Genomic DNA, 25,532 nt, shown 5'->3' on the forward strand with positions numbered 1-25,532 from the left:
GAACCGTTTACGCAGGATGCCCGACGGGAAAAGCTAGGATAGATATCCTAAGCCCGCGCCTCTTCGATCACCGCCTTGGCGATCGAGGGCAGCTGTAGCCCCGGCGGGTATTGCCCTTCGTCTTTAATGCGCTGAATCATGGCGGGGGAAACGCGCAGACCCAAATGGTCAGCGATCGCGCGCACCACATCGCCCCGATCAATTGTGCCTGCGACGGCATCGGCGGGGGTAAGCACCGTGAGCCTGGGGATCTGGAGCGCTTCGAGCTGATCGATGGCCTCGGTCAGTGGTGTGCCCTCCCGCACCGAAGGAATGTCGAGTAGGGGTTTAGCGATGTGGGCCAGGGGCAGGGTTTCCCACTGGCTGCGCTCGATTGCCCGCATGTCGTCAACGCTGACCAGACCCCGGTAGCGCCCGTCAGAGGCGGCGAAGTAAGCGGGGGCGCGGTTTTCTTCAAGCAGGTAGGTGTCGGCAAACTGCCGCAGCGAAATATTGGCATCAACCACCTTGAAGTCGCGGGTCATAGCATCGGCGGTGGTAAGCGCCAGCATGGCCTCTTGTAGGTTAGTCACCTGGTTGTAGGCGGCGGCGTTGCGCAGGGCAAACCAGCCAATGGCGGCAATCCAAAAACCCGAAAATGCGTGATAAGCCAGAGCCATGACCAGCCCAAAGGTAATCGCCAACCAGCCCAAGAGCTGACCAGACCGGGCCGCCCAGCGAATGCCCTTGATGCGGCTACCGGTTCCCTTCCAGACCAGGGCTTTGAGCACCTGGCCACCGTCCAGCGGCAGTCCGGGAATCATGTTGAAGAGCGTCAGCACCAGGTTGATCTGGGCCACGCTGCCGGTAATTACCGATACCGGGGTCGGCAGGGCCGGAATTAGGGAAACGGCAGTGAGCAGCAAAAACAGCCCAAAGCTGACCAGGGGGCCTGCGATCGCCACCTTAAGCGCGTCTTCAGGGGTCTTCGACTCTTTGTCGATGGAGGCAATGCCGCCAAACAAAAATAGCGTGATCGAGTTAACCGCAATGCCCTGGCCCTTAGCGGCCATACTGTGGCCCAGCTCGTGGAGCAGCACCGAGGCAAACAGCAGCAGCGCCAGGGCAAACCCCATTACCCAGGCCAGGTTGCCCCAGGCCGAGTGCCAGCTAGGCTCTAGCCCGTAGGACACGGTGACCAGCAGCAAAATAATAAACCAGGAGCTATCGATAAACAGGGGAATACCCAAAATAGCCCCAATTCGCCAGCTAGATTGCATTGCCTACCCCCTAATTAACAGTCTCAAATGCTAAACCAGACCCGGTGCCCCATTGAAGACTTGGGCACTTGGGTCTGGGCTATGGCTTTATTCTATCAATTGGCCCATCGCCCCGCTGGGCGGTGCAGGGGGGGATACTACAACAAACCGGCGTTGCCCAGGCCCAGTATCATCCCCGCGCCGAGAATGTGGCCAAAGCTGGCGATCGCCAGCAGCTCGGGCAGGCCAAAGCCTTCAAACACCATTGGTAGGCCTACGGGCAGCGCTGGACCCGCCCCAGGCTTGCGAATGGCATACTTGCCAATGGCCAGCACAAACAGATTGCAGGTAATCATGATCAGCGCCACTTTGTACGACCATTCGGGCGTGGTGGGTACGGTGTAGGCGGCAAGCAGTAGGTTAGAAAACAGCAATGTTATTTCTCCGCTAGAGGTCTAAAATTGGGGCTTGAGAAACAGAATTTAACGGCGATCGCTTAACGCTTAGCTTAGATATGGCCTTAGCATGGGCATTTAGGCCTAGTTGGATTATAAAAATCCGGCGACACCCCCTCAGCGAAATGTTCAATAGAGTTAACATGCGGGTCAAGATTTGTGGCATTACTCAAGCAGAGCAGGCGATCACGATCGCTCGCCACGGTGCCACCCACCTGGGTTTTATCTGCGTGCCCCAGTCGCCCCGCTACTTGGCCCCCGCCGCCATTGCTAACATCACCCAGGCGCTTGATGCCGCTGGCGTCGTGACCAAAACCGTGGGCGTGTTTGCCAATGCACCTCTGGCAGAGATGGCTGCGATCGCCCGTCAGGCCAACCTCAGCCATATCCAACTCCACGGCCGGGAAAGCCCCGAACACTGCCAGCAGCTTTTGTCCGAGCTACCCGGCATCTTTCTAATCAAAGCCATTCGAGTTCGCACCGCCGCCGACCTGCTGCGGGCCGAAACCTACGCTCCCTACGTCGATGCGCTGCTGCTCGATGCCTACCATCCCCAACAGCTGGGCGGCACCGGGCTAACGCTCGATTGGGACGCTTTGGTATCGTTTCGACCCGCCTGCCCCTGGATGCTGGCGGGCGGGCTAACTCCCGAGAATATTCCTACGGCGCTTGCGACTCTCAACCCCGACGGCATTGACCTTTCTAGCGGCGTTGAACATCAGCCCGGCGTGAAGGATTTGGTTTTGGTTAAACACCTGTTTGAACAATTACAGCCCTGGCTGCATTCCACGGTTTAGGGTTTTATGGCACACCATACCCATCCTGCCAAGAATCAATTTTGGTCGGCTTTGGGTGCGAGTGACGTGTCTGAGGAGGAGGAGCTGATGGCGGCGATCGCGAGATCTTTACTCTCTGCTTTGACGTGGGTGGTGTCTTTGGCCAGCACCTCGATCGCATCGGGTTGGTAGGCAGCGACATCAAACCAGAAGGTGGTGCCGACGCCGACTTCGCTAACCAGGTGCACCTGGCTGCTGTGCTTTTCGATGATATTTTTGACGATCGAGAGGCCCAGGCCGGTGCCCTCCAGCGTGTGGACGCGGTTCTCAACGCGGAAGAAGCGATCGAAAATGGCCTGCTGGTCTTCGGGAGCAATGCCAATGCCGGTGTCTGAAATCTCGATACGAACGTAGCCCCCGTCGTCGGGACCATCCCCAGGTGGCACAATCTGGTGCGCCCGCAGCATCACCTGACCACCGGGTTCGGTGAACTTGAGCGCGTTGCCGACCAGGTTGCTAAAGACTTGCAGCAGCAGATCGTAGTTGCCAATCACCGGGGCCAGGTTGGGTTCGACATCCTGCCGCAGCTCGATCTTTTTGTCTTTGGCATTGAGACGGTGGGTACGCAGGGTTTGCTCGATGGGCTGAATGATATCTACCGCTTCGAGCTGGTACTGGCGGCTCGACTCCAGGCGCGACAGATCGAGCACATCGTTGACTAGGCGGGTGAGGCGATCGGTCTCGTGGTTGGCGGTTTCGAGAAATTCTTTGCGCTCGCCGTCGCTGAGGTCTTCGCCGTACTCGTGCAGGGTTTCGATAAACGACTTGATGTTAAACAGCGGCGTGCGCAGCTCGTGGGAGACATTGCTGATGAACTGAGCCTTGGCCTCGTTGAGGGCCACTTCGCGGGTGATATCCTGCACGGTAATGGCCAGACCCTTAACGTTTTCTTTGGCCTGGTCAAGCACCGTGTTGAGCAAAATGCGCAAAGTGCGGTGGCTGGGCTCGGTGATCGGCACCCGAAACTCCATCGCCTCTGATTCGCCCTTGACCGCCTGAAACAGGGGGCGAGTGAGCTGCACCCGCACCGGGGCAGGGAAGTGACCCAGAATGTTTTCGCCGTCTAGGGTCTGGTGCTCCCAGCCGAAGATGCGGCGGGCGGTGGGGTTAACCAGCACCGCGTGCATGTCGCTATCGAGCAAAATAGCGCCGTCGGCAATGGTCGAAACTAGGGTTTCGAGCTTGGCTTTTTCGGCGGTGAGTTCTTCAATGTTTTGCTCTTCGTAGCTTTCCAGGCGCTCGGCCATATCATTAAAGCTGTAGATCAGCTCGCCCAACTCACCGCCTAGGGGCAGATCAATGCGCTGGTTGAAGTTGCCAGCGGCAATGTTTTTGACCCCCACCACCAGTTCTTTAATGGGCTGGGTAATGGTGAGGGCGTTGAAGACTGCCCCCAAAATCACCATCACCCAGATCGAGACAAATACCGCAACGGTGACATCGCGGGTCAGGTGGGACGAGGCAACTACAGTGGGGTTGGGGTTAATGCCCAGGGCCAGAACGCCCAAATGCTGACCGTTGTAATTGAGCGGCACAAACACATCGGTAACTTCACCCACGGGGGTGAGGTGCTGGCGTACCAGGGGGCGATCGGTGTTTTGGGCATAGCCCTCGGGCAGCTGCATGCGCCGCCTCAGGGTGAGGGAGCTTTGGACCGATGCCTCTGAGAAAGGAATGCCGAAGAAAATATCGCCGTTTTCGTCGGCGTAGAGCATGTAGCGCACGCTAGAGGTGCTCTGGTAAAAGCTGTAGGAAAAACGGGCCAGTTCGGTGCGATCGGCCTCGTTGACCAAGGGAGCAACATTGGCGGCCAGCAGCAGGCCCAGGTCGCGGGCAAAGCGGGTGTCGTTGAGGCGGGCATCCATTTGGATAGTGTTGACGGCCCAAAAGGTAAGGGCGCTGGTAATCAGCGACACCACCAGGGTTGCCCCCGCCATCAGTCGGGTTTGAAGGGTGAAGTCGCCCCACCAGCGCAGGAAGATATCGCGAGTTTTTACCAGAAGCCTGATCAACGGAACCTATCGAATGCTGGATGTTAAATTCAGCCTTTATTCTGGCATGTTCTTCGCGTCTTAGCCGTCAAACAGGGTTTCAAACTCGTGGCGCAGGCTGTCGTAATTGATGACGCGAGCCACAATTAAGTTCTGGTCGCCCAGGTTTGGGTCGTCTTGGGCGGCGGCAAACTGCTGCTTCCAGTGGAGAACGTCTTTTTCCTGGCTGAGCCAGAAGTTGACGATGGTGCTGACGATCGCATCCCAGTCCCAATCGGGCCTGCGGTGTACGACCTCAGTGGCGCTGATAAAAGCGTCGAGGGTGCAGCAGTAGCTGCCGAGGTAGGCCTGAGCGCGATCGCGCTTTGCCTCCACCTGCTGCTGGTGGTTAAAGAATTGCAGCACTGGAGTAATACCAATGATGTCAAAGCTATAGCTCATGGTTAAACGGATATAAAAACGAGGGTTTGTTGCTCACTCGCTTCACCGCTAGCGACATCCCCATAAGCCAAACGCCCTGGGCAAACCAGGGCAACGACAAGGCAGAGGTTATCTACCCATGGAATAGCTATAAATTGGGGAAACGCCCAGGAGATTGGGCTGAAGTCGGTGACGAATCACGGTCAAAATCACGATCGGTGGCGCAAGTTAGTGAATAGTTTAGACAGTTCACTCCGTAGAGTTGTTCGCCTGCAACGGTTTTTGACGATTTTCACACCATAGACGAGTCGCTACCATAGAAGGCACTGCCCCCAGTTAGAGATCGCCCACTCCCCCTGGAGCATCCTATGACCACCCTGGATTTGCCCCTCGAAATTAACCTTAAAGCTGTTCATCTTACTGATGAGCAGTTTTACCAGCTCTGCATCCATAACCCAGAGATGGCGATCGAGCAAAATGCCCAAGGAGTACTGATAGTTATGCCCCCTGTTGGCGGCGAGAGCGGCAACCAAGAAATGGAGTTGGGGACCGATTTAGCCCTGTGGAACCGACAAACCAAGCTAGGTGTGGTGTTTAGCTCGTCCACTGTTTTCCAGCTGCCGATCGGCAGCAAGCGCTCCCCCGATGCCGCCTGGGTCGAACAATCCCGCTGGGAGGCGCTGACCCCTGATCAACGGCGCAAGTTTCCCCCCATCGCGCCAGATTTTGTCATGGAAGTGCGATCGTCTACTGACAGCCTGGAGCTGTTGCAAGCCAAAATGCACGAGTACATGGTCAGCGGCGTCCGTTTGGGCTGGCTGTTTGACCCTAAAGGGCAGCGGGTAGAGGTTTATCGACCTGGGCAAGCGGCGGCGGTGAGACGGTTGCCTACCCAGCTTTCCGGAGAATCCGTGCTACCGGGTTTCATCTTAAACGTTTCCTCGTTTGCCTAGCCGTGGAAAAATTGCCTATCGCGCAGCTAAGCTTTGTAACATCGGCTTAGGAAACCCTGTAAGTGATAGAGGTCACAGTTCGCCAAACTCTTGAGAACCTTTAAACCTCGACTAACCTGCCGTAAAGATGGCACATTAGGGGTGACCTAACGCTGGCTATAGGGCATTCTAAGTACAGATACGACAGACCTACGCAATCTATAGCTAAATCCCTATACTAAGCAGCCCCCGGAGCCTTGGCCTCGGGGGCTATTTAATGGTTTTTTAGCTAGATCAGGGCCGATCGGGCTCGCTATTGACGCAGGTTAACACCCCTTCCCCCTGGGGAGAGTTGCCGCCCATAGGGCGCACGGCAATGGACGGCTCAAAGCCAGGGTAGCAGCGCACCAGCACCGTATCGCTGCTGCGGGTTACGTACAGCACACTGATGGGGTTGCCGTTGAGGATGGCGGGCACCAGGCGGGGGGCTTCAGCTACGGTCGAGAGCGCTGGGCTAACTCTAAAGAGGTTGAAAATAATCACCCCTAGCGCTGCGCCGAGGGCAACAGCGGCCCACAATTTGGAAAATAGTTTGGTCATGGATGTAGATATACAGAACTCTGCCATCCAGACCATACCCATAAAGCCTAAGGAGGGGATAAAGGCGTAACCTCTATCCCCCCCACAGCATTACAACAGCAACCAGAATTTCTCTGGTCTAGTACTAGGTGCCTACAGTCCAGGAGTTGATGTAGATTTCCTGCTCAGGCGTCAGGCTATCGACCTCGATGCCCATGGCGACCAGCTTGAGGCGGGCAATCTCCTTATCTACCGCTTCCGGGATGGAGTGCAGACCGGGCTCAAGGGAACCTTTGTTTTTCACCAGGTATTCGCAGGCCAGGGCCTGGTTGGCAAAGCTCATGTCCATCACGGCGCTGGGGTGGCCTTCGGCGGCGGCTAGATTGACCAGGCGGCCTTCGCCCAGCACAATCACCGACTTGCCGCTGGTGAGCAGGTACTGCTGAGTGAAGTTGCGCACCTGCTTAACTTCGCTGGCCATTTCGCCCAGAGACTTGAGGTCAATTTCAATGTCGAAGTGGCCTGAGTTGCAAACCATCGCACCGTCTTTCATGGCCTCGAAGTGCTCGCGGCGAATGACGTGCTTGTTGCCGGTCACGGTGATGAACAGGTCACCCAGAGGAGCGGCTTTAGTCATCGGCATGACGCGGAAGCCATCCATGACGGCCTCGATCGCCCGAATCGGGTCAATCTCGGTGACGATCACGTTGGCCCCCATGCCCCGAGCGCGCATGGCGGTACCTTTGCCACACCAGCCGTAGCCAGCCACCACTACGTTTTTACCCGCCAGCAGCACGTTGGTGGCGCGAATAATGCCGTCGAGGGTCGACTGGCCGGTGCCGTAGCGGTTGTCAAAGAAGTGCTTGGTGTCGGCATCGTTGACGTTCATGGCGGGGAAGCTGAGCACCCCGTCGTTGAACATGGCCCGCAGGCGCACGATGCCGGTCGTGGTCTCTTCGGTGGTGCCGATGATGTCAGACAGCTGGGCCTGGCGCTCTTTGACCAGGGTTGCCACCACGTCGCTGCCGTCGTCGATGATGATGTTGGGGCGGTGGTCGAGGGCGGTTTCGACGTGGCGGTGGTAGGTGTCGCTGTCTTCACCGCGCAGGGCAAATACGGGAATGCCGTAGTCAGCAACCAGGCTGGCGGCCACATCGTCTTGGGTGGAAAGGGGGTTGCTGGCAATCAGTACGGCATCGGCACCGCCAGCTTTGAGGGCGATCGCCAGGTGAGCCGTCTCAGTGGTGACGTGGCAGCAGGCCGAAATCCGAATGCCCGCTAAAGGCTTTTCCTGGGCGAAGCGGTCTTGAATCTGGCGCAGCACAGGCATCTCGCGCCCGGCCCACTCAATTCGCTGTTTGCCCTGGGCTGCCAGGGAAATGTCTTTGACGTCGTACTTAAATTGGAGTGTTGTGGTCATAGCGAGGGTATCAACCGTAATAAATCGTGTCTGTGTCAATTGCCAGCGTTCTTAGCTTAACGGAATTTCATGCGGGGTACTGCCCCGATATATCATACGGAGAACTTTCCCGATCGCACCTCTCCACAAAATTGTTGGGCTGCCTCGATCGCCTGCTGCCTCAGGTTGGCGTAGACCTTGGCAAAGGGCGGCTGCCAGGCCGAGAGCCCCAGCACATCGGCCGTCACCAATACTTGCCCGTCGCAGTGGCCTCCCGCGCCAATGCCAATGGTGGGAATGGCCAGCGCCTTGGTAATGTCGCGGGCCAGCTCTGGGGGAATGTGCTCTAGCACAATGGAAAACGCCCCCGCCTGCTCTAGGGCTTTGGCCTCGGCCAGAATGCGATCGCCCTCCGTCTGCGTTTTGCCCTGCTTGCGAAAGCCGCCAAACTGGTTCACCGACTGCGGCGTCAGCCCTACGTGGCCCATCACCGGAATGCCCCACTGCACAAGGCGACGCACCGTTTCAACCACCTCCCTGTGGCCCCCTTCCAGCTTCACGGCTTGGGCACCGATCTTGAGCATCTGACCCGCAGCGCGAATGGCGTCCTCCCCGCTGGCTTGGTAGCTGAGAAAGGGCAGATCTACCACCACCAGCGCGTTCGTCACCCCGCGCCGCACCGCCCTGGCGCAGATCAGCATGTCCTCCAGGGTTAGCGGTAGGGTGGTGTCGTAACCTAGGGCCACCATCGCTAGCGAGTCGCCCACCAGCACAATGTCGGCCCCTGCCGCATCGACAATCTGCGCCGACATCACATCCCAGGCGGTGAGTACGGCGATCGGCTGGGCCGGTGCGCCCGTCTGCTTCCACCGCAAAATTCGATCAACGCTAACGGCCATGGCTGCGCCTGGGGAAGGGGTATGGTTGCCAGAATAGCAAACTACGATTCGGCTATCCCTCCATGTTGCCGTCCCTTTGGAGAACACAACTCGCTAGAATCAGGTAAACCCGTACGAAGTGGCTTATCACGATGATCCCAACCGTTATTGAGCAATCCGGGCGTGGCGAGCGCGCGTTTGACATTTATTCCCGGCTTTTGCGGGAGCGCATTATCTTTCTCGGTCAAGAAGTCACTGCCGACTCGGCCAACCTGATTGTGGCCCAAATGCTGTTTCTTGAAGCCGAGGATCCTGACAAAGACATCTACCTGTACATCAATTCCCCTGGTGGGTCGGTGAGTGCGGGCCTGGGCATCTACGACACCATGAAACACATTCGCCCGCAGGTGTGCACCATCTGTTTGGGCCTGGCAGCCAGCATGGGGGCATTTTTGCTCACTGCAGGCGAAAAGGGCAAGCGCATGAGCCTGCCCAACTCCCGCATCATGATTCACCAGCCCCTCGGTGGTGCCCAGGGTCAGGCCACCGACATTGAAATTCAGGCTAAAGAAATTCTTTACCTGAAAAAGCAGTTGAATGAGGCGATCGCTAACAACACCGGCCAGCCCTACGACAAAATTGCCGAAGACACCGAGCGCGACTTTTTTATGAGCCCTCACGAGGCGGTGGAATACGGCCTGATCGACCAGGTGATCGATCGCACTTCTGTAGGGTCTCGCCCGCNNTSRCGKTSATGKNNCCGNAGMCGANTNCGSGCRGCRYSTYKMGSMCKWTGMMSYCSGSAYNNTKCTKSKKGRWWKYNTMGWYSRKGGGMGSSKYRSSGGCWSCNCGGNGGGTSKKSWGSRYKTYYARSMACWKTMNGGAASTSMRGYMGKKMKTCKKCKSTGASSYCGWSNGMGCRAWYKCYTKCYKKAKGWTKYTTYKRRWRASNCRCGRMCCWGGWWKAMWCSYMANCCNRGTCGMWNGAANTKCKWYNTCRGTSTSGRCARYGNTGTCSRANCNMGGNCAWNGSARRKSGCWGSKWNNCGCTGSYCNGAKMNCRTMRAWYCRNCRTGSWCNATSRMCSCKRYMGRMYANCGRMNNCCSTGGNNTMGGGNNAGWYYGGMGSCSNAGWWSCGRMCKYSSKCMGKGKMGKGCYANCNANGNGGTSGGSGKYNGRTNGASGGYCGSSSCKGTWNCNTGNGCNNTGGCNCRSSWTGSGCCMGKSGANAKGGTSWGRKWMRCSGGYKMCSRKGGKKYKMGKNCGSYGGGCMRAGMCKRKCYKYRGGSSNGYTGGCRCGCWMNAGWTSGRRMTYNGCYGYSGAWYYSRCYYKAGGYGNTGAGSASGKNCGGGSYGGRGMNGTKSGARTGCGSSGGCSMYGNNGCRYCMGGRKYGCTGGSCGNGCWNGACSGTCGANCSGWWSGMKARSSNNGMYGGNAACGMYSGKCRSSGCGMCKWWGRYGSYSASGMGMYSKMKKGCMYGGNGNYRGTGGCGGCATCCTCCGCTGCCTCTAGGGCGGTGTTGGCCCCCAAGGCGCTGGCCAGGGTAATACCATCTACGCCAGCGTAGACCCGCACCACGTACAGCCCGTCGTGGATGGTTAGCAGATCAGAGGTCAGGCTGCCCTGGGGATACCGTTGTCGAAATTGACTCAGCAGCGAACTTAGCACTCCGGATGTCTCCCCTGCGGGCGGATGGTAACCGTACTATTCTAGGGAAGTGGGGCACGTTAGACTGAAGCCATTACGCCGCTGACCGAATCGGACGCAGGCTGGGAAACTTTCTGGCCCAGTTGCGCCCTCTGGGTCGCGCCCTTGGGGTTTACGCCCACAGGATTGTACCTGTGGCGTTTGCGCCCGGAGCCAGTCGAGCGTTATGCCTTTACCCTAGCCCTTTACTGTTGCTGCCCTAGGTGGCTGACCTGAGCTAATGCTAGATCGCCTGCTGGATATCTCTAACAACTTTGGGGTCGATACCCTGCTGCTGCTGCCGGTGCTGATTGCCCTGGAGGCGGTGCTGTCGGCCGACAATGCGATCGCCCTGGCGGCGATCGCCCAAGGGCTAGACAGCGAAGCGATGCAGCGTCGAGCCTTGAACCTGGGTTTGGTGATGGCTTTTGTGCTGCGGGTAGGGCTGATCTTGACAGCGGGCTGGGTGCTGCAATTTTGGCAGTTTGAGGTGATGGGGGCAGCCTACCTGCTGTGGCTGGTGTTTAAGCACTTTACGGCGGTCACCGATGCCGACGCTCAGCACCATGAGCCTCGATTTGCCAGTGTTTTGCAGGCCATTCCGGTAATTGCGTTTACCGATTTGGCCTTTTCCCTCGATAGCGTCACCACGGCTCTGGCCCTTTCGAAAGATGTGGTGGTGATTCTGCTGGGCGGCACCATAGGCATTATCACTCTGCGATTTATGGCGGGGCTGTTTATTCGCTGGCTAGAAGAATTTGAGCACTTAGAAGACGCCGGATTTATTACCGTGGCGTTCGTCGGTATTCGTCTGCTGGTGCGGGTGATTGACCCCACCCTGGTACCTCCCGAATGGGTGATGGTGCTGGTGATTGCCCTGGTCTTTGCCTGGGGGTTTTCAAAACGTACGCCTGTGGTTGCCAGCGCAGACTCAACCCATCTAGGGCAGGACAACGTGCCTACGATTGCAGAGCTAGAGGCCCAGGGCAGCACCCCGGCAGAGGCTTCTTCTAACCAAGAGGACCCCACTCCAGCCTTGCCTCTCCACCAGGATTAGCGGTAGGCGTTACTGATAAGAGCACCAATCGCTCCAGCCGCCTGGGTACAGCTTGGCCATGGGTCGCCCGGCCAGGGTTTGGGCCAGCAGGTTGACGCAGGCGGTGACGCCCGAACCGCAGTAGACAATGATTTCATCGGCGGCATCCAGGGTAGCCCAATGTTGGGCCAGGGTCTGGGGAGACTGGATCTCGCCGTTCGGGTGGGAAACATCCTGCCAAAAGTAGTTCACCGCACCCGGAATGCTGCCCGCGACGGGGTCGATGGGTTCGACTTCGCCCCGGTAGCGTTCGGGCGATCGCGAGTCGATCAGCACCGTTTCTTTGCCGAGTTGGCGCACGGCCCCAATATCGACTATCCAGTCGGGGCGGGGCGCAGGGGCAAAGTGACCGGGCTGCGGCGTAGGCAATTCTGTCGTTGTCGGCTGGCCTGCCTGCATCCAGCCCGACCAACCGCCGTCTAAAACCGCTACCTGGTCGTGGCCCAGATAGCGCAGCAGCCACCAGAGGCGGGCGGCAAAGGCAAAGCGCGCATCGTCGTAGGCCACCACCAGGGTGGGCGGGGTAGACCTTACCCCGATCGCTGAGAGCTTTTGGCTAAAAGCCTCAGGGTCGGGCAGGGGATGACGACCGCCGTGGGTTTGCACCGGGCTAGACAGGTCCTGGTTGAGATCCAGGTACCAGGCCCCAGGAATGTGGCCAGCGGCATACTGCTGCTGGCCCTGCCGAGGGTCGGCCAGGGCAAAGCGACAGTCGACCACCACCACATTGGGGTCGTTGAGGTGCTGGGCCAGCCAGTCGGCGGTTACCAAATTGCAGGGGTAGGTCATGGGTACAAAACGTTGCGGTTAGGGCACGGTAGCTATCTCCTCCAGGGGATAGCGCTGCATTATAAAAGTAGGGTATAAGGTTGCTGAACTGGCGACACGAGACCAGATTCAAGGTCAGAAGAGGAGGTTTGCCGGTAGGAAAACTCCACTTCTCGAGCTGGACTTGGTGTAGCTGCTGCGGTGCATCGATATTTGGGAGTTGCTAAGCACAGGTATGAATCAGATGGCCTGGTTCGTCTATGCCCCTACCTAAATTCATGCCTCAAGTCAGCAACGCCGATATTCGCTTCGAATCAACTACGTTCACGGGCTGAACTAGCCAACTATTCCATCAGCAGATCCTATTCATCGAGGTGCTGTCATGACTATGGAACCTCCCCCGAGTACTGAGAGTATTGAGATTAGGGCGACCAACGCGGCAACGGGCTTGGTAATTGCCCTCAGCGTAGGGCTAATTTTTTTAGGGGTTTTGGCTATTTTAATGCCCGCCGTCGCCTCGGTTGCTTTTACCTCAGCTATCGGGTGGATAGCGCTGGTCGGCGGGGTTTTTCAGGTTGTGCAGTCGTCTCAGTCAAGGGCATTTAAGGGACAGGGGTTGAGCCTGGGGGTGGGCATTCTCTACGCGATCGCAGGGCTGTATATCTTGTTTAACCCCGACAAAGCCACAGCGCTGCTCGCCCTGGCTTTGGGGCTGCTATTTATGGCCGAGGGCGTGCTTACCATTGCCATGGCGTTTAGCCATCGGGCCGGGGGCAGCATGTCGTGGTTTGTGGCCATCAATGGCATTGTTACGCTAATTTTGGGAATTTTAGCGATCAATCGCTGGCCCTTCAACGCTCTATGGCTGATTGGCTTATACATGGGTATTAGCCTACTATTGAGTGGATCTTCGCTGCTGGGGGCTGCCCTTGCCCTTCGCAAAGAAAGGGCCTAGAGCCGCTTAAAGAATGCCTGAACCCTACATTCTCTTTGCTCAGCACGGCTGGGCCGACACCAACCAGTCAATGATGACCCTGGCCGAGGCGCTGGTTGCAGGCGAGCCAGCTACAGGGGAGGCGCAAATTGTGGCCCCCTGCCTGAACTACGCCATGACCTGGCTGCGGATAACTCCTTTGATAGATGAGGTAGACGCTCTGGCCACGGCTACCCTGGTGCGGCAGCCCAGCTTGTCCGTGCGCATTGTGGGCCACTCCATGGGCGGGCTGATTTGGCTGGAGGTGCTGAACCGGCACCCTGAATGGTGGCCGCGAGTCAACTTTTTGGTGCTGGTGGGCTCTCCGGTCGGCGGGTCAGATCTGGGCCGCATTCTCGACCCGCTGCAGGTGGGGGTAGGCATTGCCGCCGACCTGGGCCGCGATCGCCGCCCGCTAGCGGCCCGTGTCGCCGCCGCTATTCCTACTCTAGTGATTGCCGGCGATGTCGATGGCGGCAGTGATGGCACCATTACCGTCGAGAGTACGCGGGTGCCCAATGGGCAGTTTGTCTGCCTAGGGGGCATTAGCCATGCCGCGTTGCGCTGTCACCCTCGGGTAATCGAGCAGATTCAGCAGTTTTGGAGTAGCAGCAGTCTCAGCGCGCCGCTGCTGCTCCACGCTCTGGTAGACCAGCTGCGCCAGATACCGGGCATGACCGATGCCCATCGGCGCGATTTTGCCCGCGCTGTGCCCTGGCACACCTTTGCCGATGGCACCAGCATTCGCCTGTGGCGCAGCCCTATGGGCATTCACCACGTGTTCTTGGCTTCAGCTGAGGGCGACTGTCTGTACTCAGGCTACGTGGGGTGGCTGCACACAGGCGATCTGTGGCAAAGCCTGGAGGCGCTGCGGGCCGAGGCTAAACTATTCGAGAGCGGGGAAGTCTGAGGGGGGGCGATCGCTCAGGCGGCGGGTGGAGGTAAAGGGGCTGGAGATCGAGAGCCCATCGTCGGTGACCAGACCAGCCGTGACATCGACACTGCCCTCGCGGTTTTGGCGGTAGTGCTCGACGGCAGTGCTGACCTGGTTTGCGATCGCCTCGGCGGCCTTGGTAGGGGACGGCGACTGCCGCAAAATATTGAGCTGAAAGCTCACCTGCTCAATCAGCAAGGCCTGATCGATGACGGCGAGCTCAACGTCGAAGTCGAAATCGACCTGGTTTTGAAGCACGGCGCTGAGAGCCATGGCGATTAAGTCAGAGCCAATGGTGACAAGGCCGGGGGCGTACTTTTCAACGTAGGCGGTGACGGTTTCGCCGACGGCTTCGGCCATGGGTTTTTGGCTCAGGATGACGGCAAGAGTTTGAGCCAGCGCAGCGAAGGCATTGTCGACTACGGCGGCCAGCTCTGCCGAAACGCCTCCGCGTATTGCACTCTCTAAATCAAAGGTTTCTACTACCAGGCTCACCAGCCCGATCGCCTCTGAGCGAGTGATTTTGCCATCGCTCACCAGCGGTATTACCGAGGTGGCCATACTGCTTAAGGCGTCTGGGGTTGCGGTGGGTCTGTAGCGCTGCACGTAGGCGGTTAAGACGCCCTTGGCCTGGTCGCTCAGGTGTTGCTGCCAGCGGCGGGCGGCTTTGGCCAGGGCGCTGCTGGCGCGATTGACAATGGCATTTTTGAGGGCGTCAGGGGTGAGGCCGTCAAGCACCTGCTGAGCTAGGGCATCGACGAGGGCAGCGGGCAGGTCGGGCTGGTAAAGCCGCAACAGAGTGCCCAGAATACCCTGCACCTGCTCTGGGGAGTTGGGCAGCCCGTAGAGCCTGCCGTAGGCGCTGAGGCTGCTAATCATCGTGGTCGCGATCTCGGGGGCAGGGGCAGCAGAGGTCAGATCCTCAGGTGGCATCGTCAACCTCCTCGGTAGGGAAAGAGAAACCTATCTACGCTTGCGGCACCCTCCCCAATCCTAGTCGCAGACTGGCCCCTGTACCCTCACCCTGACGGGTACGTTTACCCGGCCCTTTCTGGCCCACCTTCTGGTTTACTTTTGGGGCCGCCGTTATAGCCTCGGGGGGTGATCAGCCAGGGGCCGTGGCGCTGGGTGCTCTGGTTGCCGATTAATACCAAGGTCAGCATGTCGATAGGGGCTTCTAGCAGATCTGCCAGGGTGGTGCGGTGAATGACTTCGTCGGGGCGATAGACCGACTTGACTACCGCCACGGGGGTATCGGGCGATCGCTGGGCCATAAAAATGCGGTGGGCGATCGCAATCTGCTCGGTGCGTGTCTTCGATTTGGGGTTGTAGAGCGCCACCACAAAATCGGCGGCGGCGGCGGCCTCCAGCCGCTTCACAATCACCTCCCAGGGGGTGAGCAGGTCGCTGAGGCTAATGGCGCAGAAGTCGTGCATTAGCGGTGCCCCTACCCGTGCCGCCGCCGCCTGGAGGGCCGAAATGCCAGGAAACACCTCCACCGAGGGCGTTTCACCATCCCAGCCGCTGCCCTGGAGCTGTTCGAGCACCAGCCCGGCCATGCCGTAGATACCGCAGTCGCCCGACGACACGACAGCTACGCTCAGGCCCCAGCGGGCCAGGTCAATGGCGCGATCGGCCCGCTGGCGTTCTTGGGTGATGGGCCAGGGTTCGACAATTTGGCCGGGGCGGCAGAGGGGGCGAATTTGGTCGATGTAGAGGCCGTAGCCGATTACGGCGTCGGCACGGGCGATCGCACCCTTCGCAGCCGGGGTAATTTGATTCAGGTCGCCGGGGCCGGTGCCCACCAGCGCCAGGTGGCCGGGGTGGGGAATGTACTCGCGCTCGGCCTGGGCGATCGCCACCGTCACCGCCCCTGGCTGCCCCTCCACGCGCACCACCTGTTTCGCGACCCGCAGCTTGCCGCCTGATGCCAGTGTGGCGGCGGCTTCGGCCACGCTGGGGGTCTGCACCGCCTGTTCCACAACCGTGGACGGATTAGGCACCGGAATCGCCTTTAGCTCCTCGGCGGTGAAACAGCGCAGGGGCCACTGGCGCTCGGCACAGAGGGCTACTAACCCCACTTCATCAGCCTTGAGGTCGAGGCTGGCAATGCCCGCGATCGCCCCCAGGGCAAAATGCCCGGCCCGAAAAATCCGCTCGATCGCCGCCTCGATCACCGCCTGAGGCGTGCCCCGTTCGCAGCCGATGCCTACCCACAGCACGCGCGGGTGCCACTGGGCCTTGGGGAAGCTGCTGTCGGGGTCAAAGCGCCGCTGAATCGGGCTAATCCACAGTCTCGCCGCTGGAGATTTCACCGCCTCAAATACGAAGGGATGGCCTGGAGGCAGGTGTTCTTGCCAGAGAGTAGAACCAGCATCCTGCAAGACCTCGACGGGTTTGCCGTGGGCCACCGCTGCGCTTACCCCTGTCCAGTTGCCGCTGCCCTTGCTCCAGCTAAAGGGCAGCCCCAACACATCCACCCCCGGCAGACCGTGAGACTGGGATGCCCCGGTAATGACTGGATCGGCATTGAGCAGATGGGCGACCTGGCGGGTCAGCTTGTCCCCGCCGCCCTGGTGGCCGCCGCAGAGGCCAATTGCCTGTGCCCCCGATTCACTCACCACGACCACGGCAGGATCGCTGGCCTTATCCATCAGCAGGGGCGCGATCAGCCGTACCACCGCCCCGGTGGCCAGGGCGAAGATGAGGCCGTCGTGGGTGATCCACAGGTCAGCAAGGGTGTCTTTGAGGGAGCGATCGCAGACCTGAACCTCAACATTCCAGGCTTCTGCATCGGCAACCAGGCTCTGGGGAACCCACAGATCGGCGGGGAGACCCGTGACCAGGGGCAGCAGAGCTTTGAGCCCGGCGGGGGTGACAGCGATCGCAGCGAAGGACGACAACAATAAACCTCAAAGAACCTGGAGTACTTCAGTCAAGTACTCCATCTTAGAAGACATCATTGCCCCCAGGCGAACAGCCGGAACGGCTATCCCACAAATCCCTGGACTATCTCACAAATTGTAGGGCACTGCCCACCACCGCCCACTGCTCAGTCAGAGAACTGGGTGCATTCTGCCTGTCTTAGACGATGACGGACCCTACCGATCTCGGCTTAGTAATAGTTGCCCACTTTGCGGTGGTGGACGGCGGTTTGGCCCTCGGGGTCAGACACCTTGCCGTCCTGCACGGTGCAGTAGACGATCCAGTGGTCGCTGACTTCCATGCGGCTGGTGACCTCGCACTCCAGGTAGGCCAGGGCGTCGGCTAGCAGGGGCGAGCCGTTGTTGGCGGGGCGGGTGCGCACGCCAGCAAAGCGATCGGCACCGGGGGCAAACCGTTTCAGAAAGTGCTTCATCAAGCCCAGGTGCTTGCCCTCTTCGAGCACGTTGAGCACGAAGGTGTCGCCTACCTGCATCAGCGACTCAATGGCGCGGTCTTTGGCCACCGCCACCGTAAAGCCCAGGGGCTGAAAGCTGGCCTGGGCTACCCAGGAGGCTAGCATAGCGCTAGACAGCTCGCCCTTTTGGGCGGTGATGATGTAAAGCCCGCTGCTGATGCGGCCCAGGGCTTTTTCCAGGTCAGCATCGAGGGACTTGAGCTTCTTCAGCTTGACGGCCTGGGCTAGCCCCTGGCCCAGGTCAGTACCGGCCTCTTCGCAGGACTGGTAAATTCCTCCGGTGGGGGTGTCTTTGATGCGAATGGGGGCAAAGGCCTGAATTAGCTCCAAATCTTGAAACTTGTTGGCCAGCGGGTCTACCGGCTCGTCGTCGCCGCCGTAGGACTCAAACAGGCCGATGGTTTGCTTGCCGTGCACCGCCGCCAGAATAGTGCCCAGGGTGGCCTGGGTTTCTTTAGCGCCGACCCCAGAGGCAGGGGGCATGCCGATCACCAAGCCCTTGGCCCGACCCACCAGCTCGGTCACCTCCTGGGGGTCGGCCGATCGCATGTCCATCATCTCGACCGCAACGCCGGTTTTGGTAATGCCGCGAGCAATCGATTGGGAGAGGCGATCGCTGTACCCGTAGTCAGACACGTAGAACACCGCTACCAGGTCTTCGGCCTTAGCTTTTTCCTGGCTCCAGCGCTGGTAGCGCCCGGTCAGCTCGGCCACGTTGTAGCGCAGCAGGGGGCCGTGGCCCGTGGCCACCATGTTCACAGGAGGCAGGGCATCCATGCGCTTCATCGCGCCCAGCACCGATCGGGCGTTGGGGGCCATCAGGCACTCGTAGTAGAAGCGAAAATCGGGGGAAATTAGCTCTAAATTTTCGTCGTAGGTGGCATCGCTGCAAAAGTGCAGGCCAAAGGCGTCGCAGGTAAACAGCACGCCGGTTTTGTGGTCGTAGGTAAAGATGGTGTCGGGCCAGTGCAGGTTGGGGGCGCTAATAAACTCCAGGGTGTGGCCGTTGCCCAGCTCAAGAGTGTCGCCGTTTTTGACGACCATGCGCTCAAAGGGGCGGTGCACCAGGTCTTCGAGAAAGGCGATCGCCACCTTAGCGCCCACCACCACCGCCTGGGGGGCCAGTTCTAGCACGTCGCGCACCAGACCACTGTGGTCGGGCTCGGTGTGGCTAATCACCAGGTAGTCGATGGTTTTGGGGTCGATTTCGCCGGTCAGCGTCTTGAGATACAGCTCGCGAAACTTGGCGTGGGAGGTGTCAACTAGGGCCACCTTTTCGCCGCGAATGATGAAGGAGTTGTAGGTGGTGCCGTTTTGCAGGCCAAACTCAATGTCGAAGCGATCGCGATCCCAGTCGAGGGAACGAATGGTGGTGGTGTCTTCGGCTACCGCTTCTACCTGAACGGTGAGGCGCTTTTGCGCTGGTGTCGCTACAACCATGGAGAACCTCCTGCAAACAAAATTAGGTGCTGCCAACCAACCGCGTGCCGAAGGTGTGACTTAGGCCCCAGGTTTAGCAACCAAAACGTTTCTTAACATCCCTATTCTCGCTTTAAACCCGAGGCCTGAGGGTTAAAATCCCTTATCGCTTTAATTGCGATCGGTAACCATTGACAATGGTAAGGCCAAATCTCAAGCCTCCAGCCCTTGGGGCTGTCACAATTAACTGCTAACTGCTGGTGGCTCAAAAATCGGCGGTTTCAGCCTCTGGCCTGTTTTTTGGGTCGGGCGTAGCACTGCTGGTGGAACAAGGGTTGTAGCGAGAATTGATCACACGCCCTCAGACCGCTACCTGAGCCCACGACCTATGCCCACTCCGACCGGAGCCCTGGTTTTAGAACCCACCGCCGATGGGTCAATGACGTTGTTTTCGGAGGACTTTGGCGAGTGGTTTCACAGCCGCCAGGGGGCCTACACCGAAGCCTACGCCACCTACGTCGAGGCTACTGGCCTGGCCAGTTTGGCCCAGGCACCCACCCTGGCTCTGCTGGACGTGTGTTACGGCCTGGGCTACAACACGGCGGCGGCCCTAGACACTATTCTGCGGGTCAACCCGGCCTGCCAAGTGCGGCTGGTGGCGCTGGAGCTAGACCCCCGCGTGCCTCGTCAGGCGGTAGACAGCGGATTAATTAGCGGCTGGCCCGCCCCGGTGCAAGCCTGTCTGCAGGATCTGGCTAGTACCGGACGGGCCCAGCGCCCCTGGCTTGAGGCCACTCTGCTCTGGGGTGATGCTCGGCAGCGCATTCAGGCCGTAGAAACGCTAAACTTTCAGGCTGATGTCATTTTCTTTGACCCCTTTTCGCCGCCCCACTGCCCCGAACTGTGGACAGTAGAATTTATCCAGCGGCTAGCGGCCTGCCTGCACCCCAAGGGAAAACTGGTTACCTACTCCTGTGCGGCGGCGGTGCGAACGGCGTTTCGGCTCGCCGGGCTGTCGGTTGGCCCGGTGAATGCTGCGGGTCGTCGCTGGCCGGGTACTCTTGCTCAAATAGGTTCCGTGGGGCTAGCCCCGCTGTCGCAGCAAGAGCAGGAGCATTTGCTAACTCGGGCGGCGGTGCCCTACCGCGATCTAACTCTCAGGGACAGTGCCGCTGCCATTCATCACCGCCGCCAGCAAGAACAAGCTGTTTCAGACCTAGTACCAACGTCGCGCTGGCGCAAGCGGTGGCTGCCCCTGCACCAAAAAGTCCCCCCTGCTCGATAGGCTAGAGATCTACACCTTGTGCATCTTGTGCCCGGTTGTTGCCACCCTCAGGTTGTTGCTGTGCTTTACCAAACTTCTTTGCCGCCCCGTGTGCTTGTGGTTGACGACCACGCCCCCAGCCGTATGGCCGCCGTAGCGCTGCTGGCGGTGGAGGGCTACCAGGTAGAGCAGGCCCACTGTGGCCAAAATGCCCTTAGCCGCATTTTTCAGCACCAGCCCGACCTAATTTTGCTGGATGTGATGATGCCCGGCCTCGATGGCTTTGAGGTGTGCCGTCAGCTCAAGGAAAACGAAAACACACGGCTGATTCCGGTGGTGTTTGTGACCGCGCTGGGCGATCGCGAGGCCCGCCTGCGCGGCATTGAAGCAGGTGGCGACGACTTTCTCACCAAGCCCTTCGACCAGCTGGAGCTTTCAGCCAGGGTCAAGTCATTGATTCACCAAAAGCGGCTCAACGAGGACCTCGACCACGCCGAGAAGGTGTTGTTCTCCATTGCCCGTACGATCGAGAGCCGTGACCCCAATACCGGCGACCACTGCGATCGCCTGGTCATTCTGGCCCGCAGCTTTGGCGAATACCTGGGCCTCTCCCCGGCTCACATTCGCGATCTGGCCTGGGCGGGCTACCTGCACGACATCGGCAAAGTGGGTATTCCCGACGCGGTACTGCTTAAAACTGGTCCCCTCACCGAGGCCGAACGGGGGGTCATGGAGCAGCACGTCGCCATTGGCGAAAGCATCTGTCAACCGCTGCGCACCATGCAGGGGGTGCTGCCGATCATTCGCCACCACCATGAGCGCTGGAACGGCAGCGGCTATCCCGACGGGCTGGCTGGGGCGGCAATTCCCCGACTGGCACAGATCTTTCAGCTGATCGATATTTTTGATGCCCTCACCCACGATCGCCCCTACAAGCCCGCTTTCTCCCTCGCAGAGTCGCTGGGCATTATGTGGCAGGAGGTGGAGCGGGGCTGGCGCGACCCGGCTTTGATGGCCCAGTTTGAGGCCTTTATTCGCAGCTATCAGCCCGAAGTCGTTGCAGCGGAGGTTGCCGCCAGCGCCCTTGAGCTGCCCCAGCCCGTCAAGCAGCGGTATGCGTAGGCTTGACGACCAAATTGCGGCGGCTTAATCGCGGCTGGGGGCCAGACCTAGCTGCCCCTGAAACTCTATGTAGTTAGGGGTTTGGGCGGTGGTGGCACTGAGGCTGCGCACGCTGCCGAGGTAGGGTTTGGCAAAATCAAAGCTGGGGTCGCCGTGGAGGTCAAACACCTGGTAGGCCAGGGCCAGGGTAGCGCCCACGTTGAGATAAAAGTAGCCGTTGTTGGGGGTGGGAAACGCCGCCGTAGCCTGGTCAAACAAGAAAAAGTCGGCCAAAGGATCGTGGGGCGAGGGGGCCAAAACGCTGGCCATCGGTATTGCCCCGGAGGTGATGGCCAGGGTATCGTCGGTGACCCAGCCGTGGCTGCCCACGCTGAGGTTAGGCAGGTAGTCGCTATTCAAGCTAGAAAATAGCTCCCAACTGGTGGCGGGCTGCCGGTTGACGGTTCTAGAATTGACGGCCAGGCCAACGCTGGGCAGCAGGTCATCCACTGCGGCGAGGGTGCGCTCGGCGGTGGGGCGATCGCTGGTTTGCAGCAGCAGCCCCAGCCCGACGTACCGCAGGGGGCCGCCCTGGGTGGGAAAAGCGGCGATCGCATATTCCCCGTCCATCCAGCCGAAGACATCGTCGTCGAGATCGAGCCCGGTGAAGAGGGTGAACCCAGCGCGCACCGTGGCTAACCCGTCGCGAGTAAAGTCGCTGGCCCGATCTAAAATACTGGTCACAGTGCGCCAAAAGCCCGTGATATTGCGACCGCTCATGACTACAAAGGTCGAGGCGGGCAGCAGTTCCAGGGGACTGTTGGCGTTGGCCACTGCGGGGGTGAGGCCAAAGGTAAAGGGCACCGCATCGTAGTAATAGCGGCCCCGAAACTGCGTGCCGGTCGCCGCAGGGTACACCAGCGCCTCCAGGGTGCCGCCGAAATTGAGCGATCGCAGGGTTTGCAGCGTATCGTCATCCAGGCTGGCCGGAGGGAGCGGCAGCGGCAGCTCGGCGGCGGGTAGTGCCGTCTCCGAGAGGTCGTAGTTTAGCAGCTCCAGAGCGTTGCCGTAGACGGCAAAGAGCGCCTGGGTGCGCTGCCGATTGCTCAGGGTGCGCTGAAATTCTCGGCTATCGGCGAGGGAGTTTTGGGCTTCGCTCTGGCGCAGGCGCAGGTATTGCTCAATGGCGGCGGGGTTTTCTGCTGTAATCAGGGCGTCGGGCAAAAAGGCTACGGCCAGACCGCTAGGCCCAAACTCAGGCAGGGGCACCGGCACCTCGACCTCAAACTCCTCCTCCTCGTGGAAGGGTTTGACGGTAAGGGGGAGCCCCACGGCCTGGTTAAAGCGCAGAATTTGTGCTGGCTCGGGGTGAGCCTTAAGGGGCGAAAATTCGGCCTCTCCGGTATCAGGGGTGGGGTTATCGAGGGCTTCTAGATCCAACTCTGACTCCCAGTTGTCAGATTCCCCATCGCAGAGGTCGGCTTCAGTTTCAGTAGAAGCACAGGTTTCAGGACTGGCTGGCTCAGACCAGTCGTCAACCTCGGGGCCGGGCCAAAAATAAATTTCGGTGCCCAAAGCGGCGGTGATCTCAGGGGCATTCCCCTGCAGCTCAAAAAAAGTGTCGCGAAAGGCGGCAAAGGCCTCAGTGTTAGCGATCGGGGCCACCATAATCGAGGCATCGGCAATGGTCGCAGTCTCCCCAGGCGGCACTGGCAGCAGCGCCACCGCAGCCGTATCGCCTATCCAGGGGGCCACCTCGCTGGCAAAGTCAATTCCGTAGGGCAGGTAGGGCAGCCCCGGCAGGGTCGGGGTCAGTCCCTGTTCTTCAGCCAGCAGCTTAAAGAGTTGGTACTGGCTGAGTTGCCCCCAGGTGTCAGGGGTGGTGTCGAGCAGCAGCACCAGGGCGGTGTTGTGGGGCAAGTGCCGCCAGCTTTCGGTTGCGGCGGCGTGGGTAGCCAGTGGTGGTATGGTGCTCACGGCCAGAGTTGAGCCAATTAAACCCAAGGTTAACCTTCGGCTCACAGGAAGAATCCTCGACCAGCCAGCCCACTCGTTCCACCCCAGTCTCCGGTTGCCAGTACCCATAGCCGCAGCGCTCCAAACAGTCCTTTCTATCAAAACCGAGAGCAGGAGCGATGTCTGTAAAATATGGCGGTTTATTTACGTTGCAGGCGCGACTTCGACCACATCTACGGGCGCTTGGCCCGCCACGTGGGCTCGCAGAGCGTCAATGATGTGGATGTTGGCCTTGGGGAAGGGGTATTCCTCGATCGCATCCAGGCTCACCCAGCGCACCTCGTCGCACTCGATCGGCTGCGGCTCGCCGCTCAGATGGGTGCAGTGGTGCACATTGAGGGTGACTTTGAAGTGCGAGTAGGCGTGGGTGACGGTGCAGAGGCGATCGCCCACCGCAATTTCAATCCCCAGCTCTTCTTGAATTTCTCGGGCAATACAGTCCTCAATCGTTTCGCCCGGCTCGATTTTGCCACCGGGAAACTCCCACAGGCCGCCCAGTAGACCGGTTTGCTTGCGGCGATCGATCAAAATTTGCTGCTGGTCGTTCCAGATCACGGCGACGCCGATTTGCTTGTGGGGCAGGGGCCCTTTGGGTTCTGACATGGGCAACTCCGATTGAATATTGCGATTATAGGCCTGGCAGTGGGCCTGCCAGGGGCAGCGATCGCATGCCGGGTTGCGCCGCGTACAGAGCGTCGCCCCCAAATCCATTAGCGCCTGGTTAAAGTCGCGGGGGCGATCGGGGTCGAGCACGTACTCAGACAGCCGCCACAGGTCGTTGAGGGCACGGGCTGGGGGCACCGGCAGCGCCACCAGCCGGGCCAGCACCCGCTTCACGTTGCCGTCAAGAATGGCGTGGGGCAGGTTAAAGGCCGAGCTAAGAATGCCCCCGGCGGTGGTTTTGCCAATGCCGGGCAGGGCGGTAATGGTGTCAAAATCCCTTGGAATTTCGCTGTTGTGGTCGGCCACAATTTGCTGGGCCGCCCGGTGCAGGTTGCGGGCGCGGGCGTAGTAGCCCAGTCCTTCCCAGGCTTTGAGCACCGTTTGCTGGTCGGCGGCCGCCAGGGTCTCCACCGTTGGGAACTGCTCTAGCCAGCGCTGGTAGTAGGGCAGCACCGTTTTGACCTGGGTCTGCTGCAGCATCATCTCCGACACCCAAATGGCGTAGGGGTTGTCGATATTGCGCCAGGGCAGGGTGCGGCCCCAGTCGCCATACCAGGCCAGCAGTGCCCCTCGCAGCGCCCCCACAGGAAAATCCGGCCAGGGCAAATGCGCCTGGGCCGGATTGGGGGAAAGTCGGGGCTGGTTGAGAACCCTCGCTTTACTCGTTGTGCTCGTTGTGTAGAATCCTTCAGCATCGCGTGCGGTATCACGGCGACGGCCTGAGGAGGAAACGGGGGGAGAGGCTTCCCCCTGGGTTAGTCTTGGACGATCGCTCACTCAGCCTCAAAGGATGACTCTGCCGACAGCAGCGAGTGCTCGAAGGCCATCCGCTGCTCGGCACCGCGCAGAAAATACCCGCTCATCATAGCAGAGGCTAGCAGGCGGCCCAGGCTTTCGCGGTTGGTGGTAATTTCAACGTCAAAGTGCTGAGAGGGCAGCCCGCCCAGCAGCCCAATGATGTTGTGCTCCATCATCTGCTGCACCTCGGTAGAGGCTGGGCTAGAGAGTTGAGAGACAGTCTCTGGACTCATGCTGTGAACGTACTGCATGAGAGAGTTGACCTGATCAGCGTTTTTAAAGCCGTTAAAAAGGTCTTGGGCTTTGTTGGAAGAATTGCTCACGGTGGATACCTCGCTTGGCTGGCAGTAAGTGCGGCCTGGGTTTATCAGATTGAGCTGGATGTGGTTAGTATTCCCTATCAGATGTAGAAGGCTACTATTTGTTGTCTACATCGCTGTTTGCTTCTACATAGGGGAGTGCAGCCATTCCTGAAACCTATGTAACTAAGGTAACAGGCTCCCTTTTGTGGCTGGGTAGGTAGAACCGTACTAGCTGTGGAGAGGTTTTGCCCCCATCATCTCAGCTGAAATGCTGTTCTGTGGATAGATGTCAGTGCCCAAGGGAGGGGTCAAGCTAGGGCGAAGAACTTTCTCAGAAAGGTCTTAGGCAATTTAAGGCAATCATCATCTAGCGATGGGTC

The 25,532-nt window shown here is 59.6% G+C and carries 21 protein-coding genes and 1 pseudogene; 8 read left to right on the forward strand and 14 right to left on the reverse strand.

Translation table 11 applies throughout. The features are described 5' to 3' along the window. Nucleotides 1-47 precede the first annotated feature (47 nt). Nucleotides 48-1,259, reverse strand: coding sequence for a site-2 protease family protein (locus tag IQ265_RS00875; protein WP_194050325.1), 1,212 nt, complete (start codon nt 1,257-1,259; stop codon nt 48-50). A gap of 137 nt (nt 1,260-1,396) precedes the next feature. Then, entirely contained in the window at nt 1,397-1,672 is a 276-nt protein-coding gene (gene psaK / locus IQ265_RS00880; RefSeq protein ID WP_194050326.1) for a photosystem I reaction center subunit PsaK, read from the reverse strand. 164 nt (nt 1,673-1,836) lie between these two features. Here psaK and IQ265_RS00885 point away from each other — a divergent pair, with 164 nt between their 5' ends. Beyond that, nucleotides 1,837-2,490, forward strand: a complete 654-nt coding sequence (locus tag IQ265_RS00885; protein WP_194050327.1) for a phosphoribosylanthranilate isomerase — start codon at nt 1,837-1,839, stop codon at nt 2,488-2,490. Nucleotides 2,491-2,525: 35 nt separating this feature from the next. On the opposite strand, the gene nblS is transcribed toward IQ265_RS00885, so the two are convergent. Continuing rightward, on the reverse strand, nt 2,526-4,541 hold the full coding sequence (gene nblS, locus IQ265_RS00890) for a two-component system sensor histidine kinase NblS (RefSeq protein WP_194050328.1): 2,016 nt from the start codon (nt 4,539-4,541) through the stop codon (nt 2,526-2,528). A gap of 60 nt (nt 4,542-4,601) precedes the next feature. Continuing rightward, entirely contained in the window at nt 4,602-4,961 is a 360-nt protein-coding gene (locus IQ265_RS00895; protein ID WP_194050329.1) for a hypothetical protein, read from the reverse strand. Nucleotides 4,962-5,308: 347 nt separating this feature from the next. On the opposite strand from IQ265_RS00895, the gene IQ265_RS00900 reads away from it, so the two are divergent. Then, nucleotides 5,309-5,893 (forward strand): Uma2 family endonuclease, encoded by a 585-nt coding sequence (locus IQ265_RS00900; protein ID WP_194050330.1) that lies wholly within the window; start codon nt 5,309-5,311, stop codon nt 5,891-5,893. A 273-nt stretch (nt 5,894-6,166) separates the two neighbouring features. Here the strand turns inward: IQ265_RS00900 and IQ265_RS00905 are convergent, their stop codons facing one another. The 3 genes from IQ265_RS00905 to panB form a co-directional block, all read right to left on the reverse strand. Next, nucleotides 6,167-6,472: a hypothetical protein gene (locus IQ265_RS00905; protein ID WP_194050331.1), complete on the reverse strand. Its 306-nt coding sequence runs from the start codon at nt 6,470-6,472 to the stop codon at nt 6,167-6,169. A 124-nt stretch (nt 6,473-6,596) separates the two neighbouring features. Continuing rightward, complete coding sequence (gene ahcY, locus IQ265_RS00910; RefSeq protein ID WP_194050332.1) at nt 6,597-7,871, reverse strand: adenosylhomocysteinase; 1,275 nt, start codon at nt 7,869-7,871, stop codon at nt 6,597-6,599. Nucleotides 7,872-7,963: 92 nt separating this feature from the next. Beyond that, nucleotides 7,964-8,749 carry a 3-methyl-2-oxobutanoate hydroxymethyltransferase gene (gene panB / locus IQ265_RS00915; protein ID WP_194050333.1) on the reverse strand — a complete coding sequence of 262 codons (786 nt, stop codon included), beginning with the start codon at nt 8,747-8,749 and terminating at the stop codon, nt 7,964-7,966. Between the two features lie 131 nt (nt 8,750-8,880). Between panB and clpP the strand changes: the two are divergent. Then, nucleotides 8,881-9,471, forward strand: a pseudogene (gene clpP / locus IQ265_RS00920) (ATP-dependent Clp endopeptidase proteolytic subunit ClpP); the annotation flags it as partial. 1,188 nt (nt 9,472-10,659) lie between these two features. Beyond that, nucleotides 10,660-11,475 carry a DUF475 domain-containing protein gene (locus IQ265_RS00925; protein ID WP_194050334.1) on the forward strand — a complete coding sequence of 272 codons (816 nt, stop codon included), beginning with the start codon at nt 10,660-10,662 and terminating at the stop codon, nt 11,473-11,475. 9 nt (nt 11,476-11,484) lie between these two features. Here the strand turns inward: IQ265_RS00925 and IQ265_RS00930 are convergent, their stop codons facing one another. Beyond that, nucleotides 11,485-12,303 (reverse strand): sulfurtransferase, encoded by an 819-nt coding sequence (locus IQ265_RS00930; RefSeq protein WP_194050335.1) that lies wholly within the window; start codon nt 12,301-12,303, stop codon nt 11,485-11,487. A 367-nt stretch (nt 12,304-12,670) separates the two neighbouring features. Here IQ265_RS00930 and IQ265_RS00935 point away from each other — a divergent pair, with 367 nt between their 5' ends. Both IQ265_RS00935 and IQ265_RS00940 read left to right on the forward strand, forming a co-directional pair. Then, a complete protein-coding gene (locus tag IQ265_RS00935; RefSeq protein WP_194050336.1) occupies nt 12,671-13,237 on the forward strand; it encodes a DUF308 domain-containing protein in 567 nt (188 codons plus the stop codon). A gap of 13 nt (nt 13,238-13,250) precedes the next feature. Further along, entirely contained in the window at nt 13,251-14,165 is a 915-nt protein-coding gene (locus IQ265_RS00940) for an alpha/beta hydrolase (RefSeq protein WP_194050337.1), read from the forward strand. Here IQ265_RS00940 and IQ265_RS00945 read toward each other — a convergent pair. The 3 genes from IQ265_RS00945 to IQ265_RS00955 all read right to left on the reverse strand — a co-directional run bounded on the left by IQ265_RS00945 (nt 14,142) and on the right by IQ265_RS00955 (nt 19,029). Then, nucleotides 14,142-15,122 (reverse strand): hypothetical protein, encoded by a 981-nt coding sequence (locus tag IQ265_RS00945; protein ID WP_194050338.1) that lies wholly within the window; start codon nt 15,120-15,122, stop codon nt 14,142-14,144. The two genes, IQ265_RS00940 and IQ265_RS00945, sit on opposite strands and share 24 nt — an antisense overlap. 104 nt (nt 15,123-15,226) lie before the next feature. Beyond that, nucleotides 15,227-17,092, reverse strand: coding sequence for a precorrin-3B C(17)-methyltransferase (gene cobJ / locus IQ265_RS00950; protein ID WP_194050339.1), 1,866 nt, complete (start codon nt 17,090-17,092; stop codon nt 15,227-15,229). A 212-nt stretch (nt 17,093-17,304) separates the two neighbouring features. Continuing rightward, complete coding sequence (locus IQ265_RS00955) at nt 17,305-19,029, reverse strand: diflavin flavoprotein (protein ID WP_194050340.1); 1,725 nt, start codon at nt 19,027-19,029, stop codon at nt 17,305-17,307. Between the two features lie 367 nt (nt 19,030-19,396). On the opposite strand from IQ265_RS00955, the gene IQ265_RS00960 reads away from it, so the two are divergent. Both IQ265_RS00960 and IQ265_RS00965 read left to right on the forward strand, forming a co-directional pair. Then, entirely contained in the window at nt 19,397-20,293 is an 897-nt protein-coding gene (locus tag IQ265_RS00960) for an MnmC family methyltransferase (protein ID WP_194050341.1), read from the forward strand. A gap of 60 nt (nt 20,294-20,353) precedes the next feature. Then, nucleotides 20,354-21,394, forward strand: coding sequence for an HD domain-containing phosphohydrolase (locus tag IQ265_RS00965; protein WP_347404892.1), 1,041 nt, complete (start codon nt 20,354-20,356; stop codon nt 21,392-21,394). A gap of 24 nt (nt 21,395-21,418) precedes the next feature. Here the strand turns inward: IQ265_RS00965 and IQ265_RS00970 are convergent, their stop codons facing one another. The 3 genes from IQ265_RS00970 to IQ265_RS00980 form a co-directional block, all read right to left on the reverse strand. Next, entirely contained in the window at nt 21,419-23,395 is a 1,977-nt protein-coding gene (locus IQ265_RS00970) for a DUF3352 domain-containing protein (RefSeq protein ID WP_194050342.1), read from the reverse strand. A gap of 138 nt (nt 23,396-23,533) precedes the next feature. Further along, complete coding sequence (gene mutY, locus IQ265_RS00975; RefSeq protein ID WP_194050620.1) at nt 23,534-24,628, reverse strand: A/G-specific adenine glycosylase; 1,095 nt, start codon at nt 24,626-24,628, stop codon at nt 23,534-23,536. 197 nt (nt 24,629-24,825) lie between these two features. Beyond that, complete coding sequence (locus IQ265_RS00980; protein WP_194050343.1) at nt 24,826-25,173, reverse strand: DUF760 domain-containing protein; 348 nt, start codon at nt 25,171-25,173, stop codon at nt 24,826-24,828. Between the last annotated feature and the right edge of the window lie 359 nt (nt 25,174-25,532).

The sequence above is a fragment of the Nodosilinea sp. LEGE 06152 genome, from assembly GCF_015207525.1.
Classification (GTDB): domain Bacteria; phylum Cyanobacteriota; class Cyanobacteriia; order Phormidesmidales; family Phormidesmidaceae; genus Nodosilinea.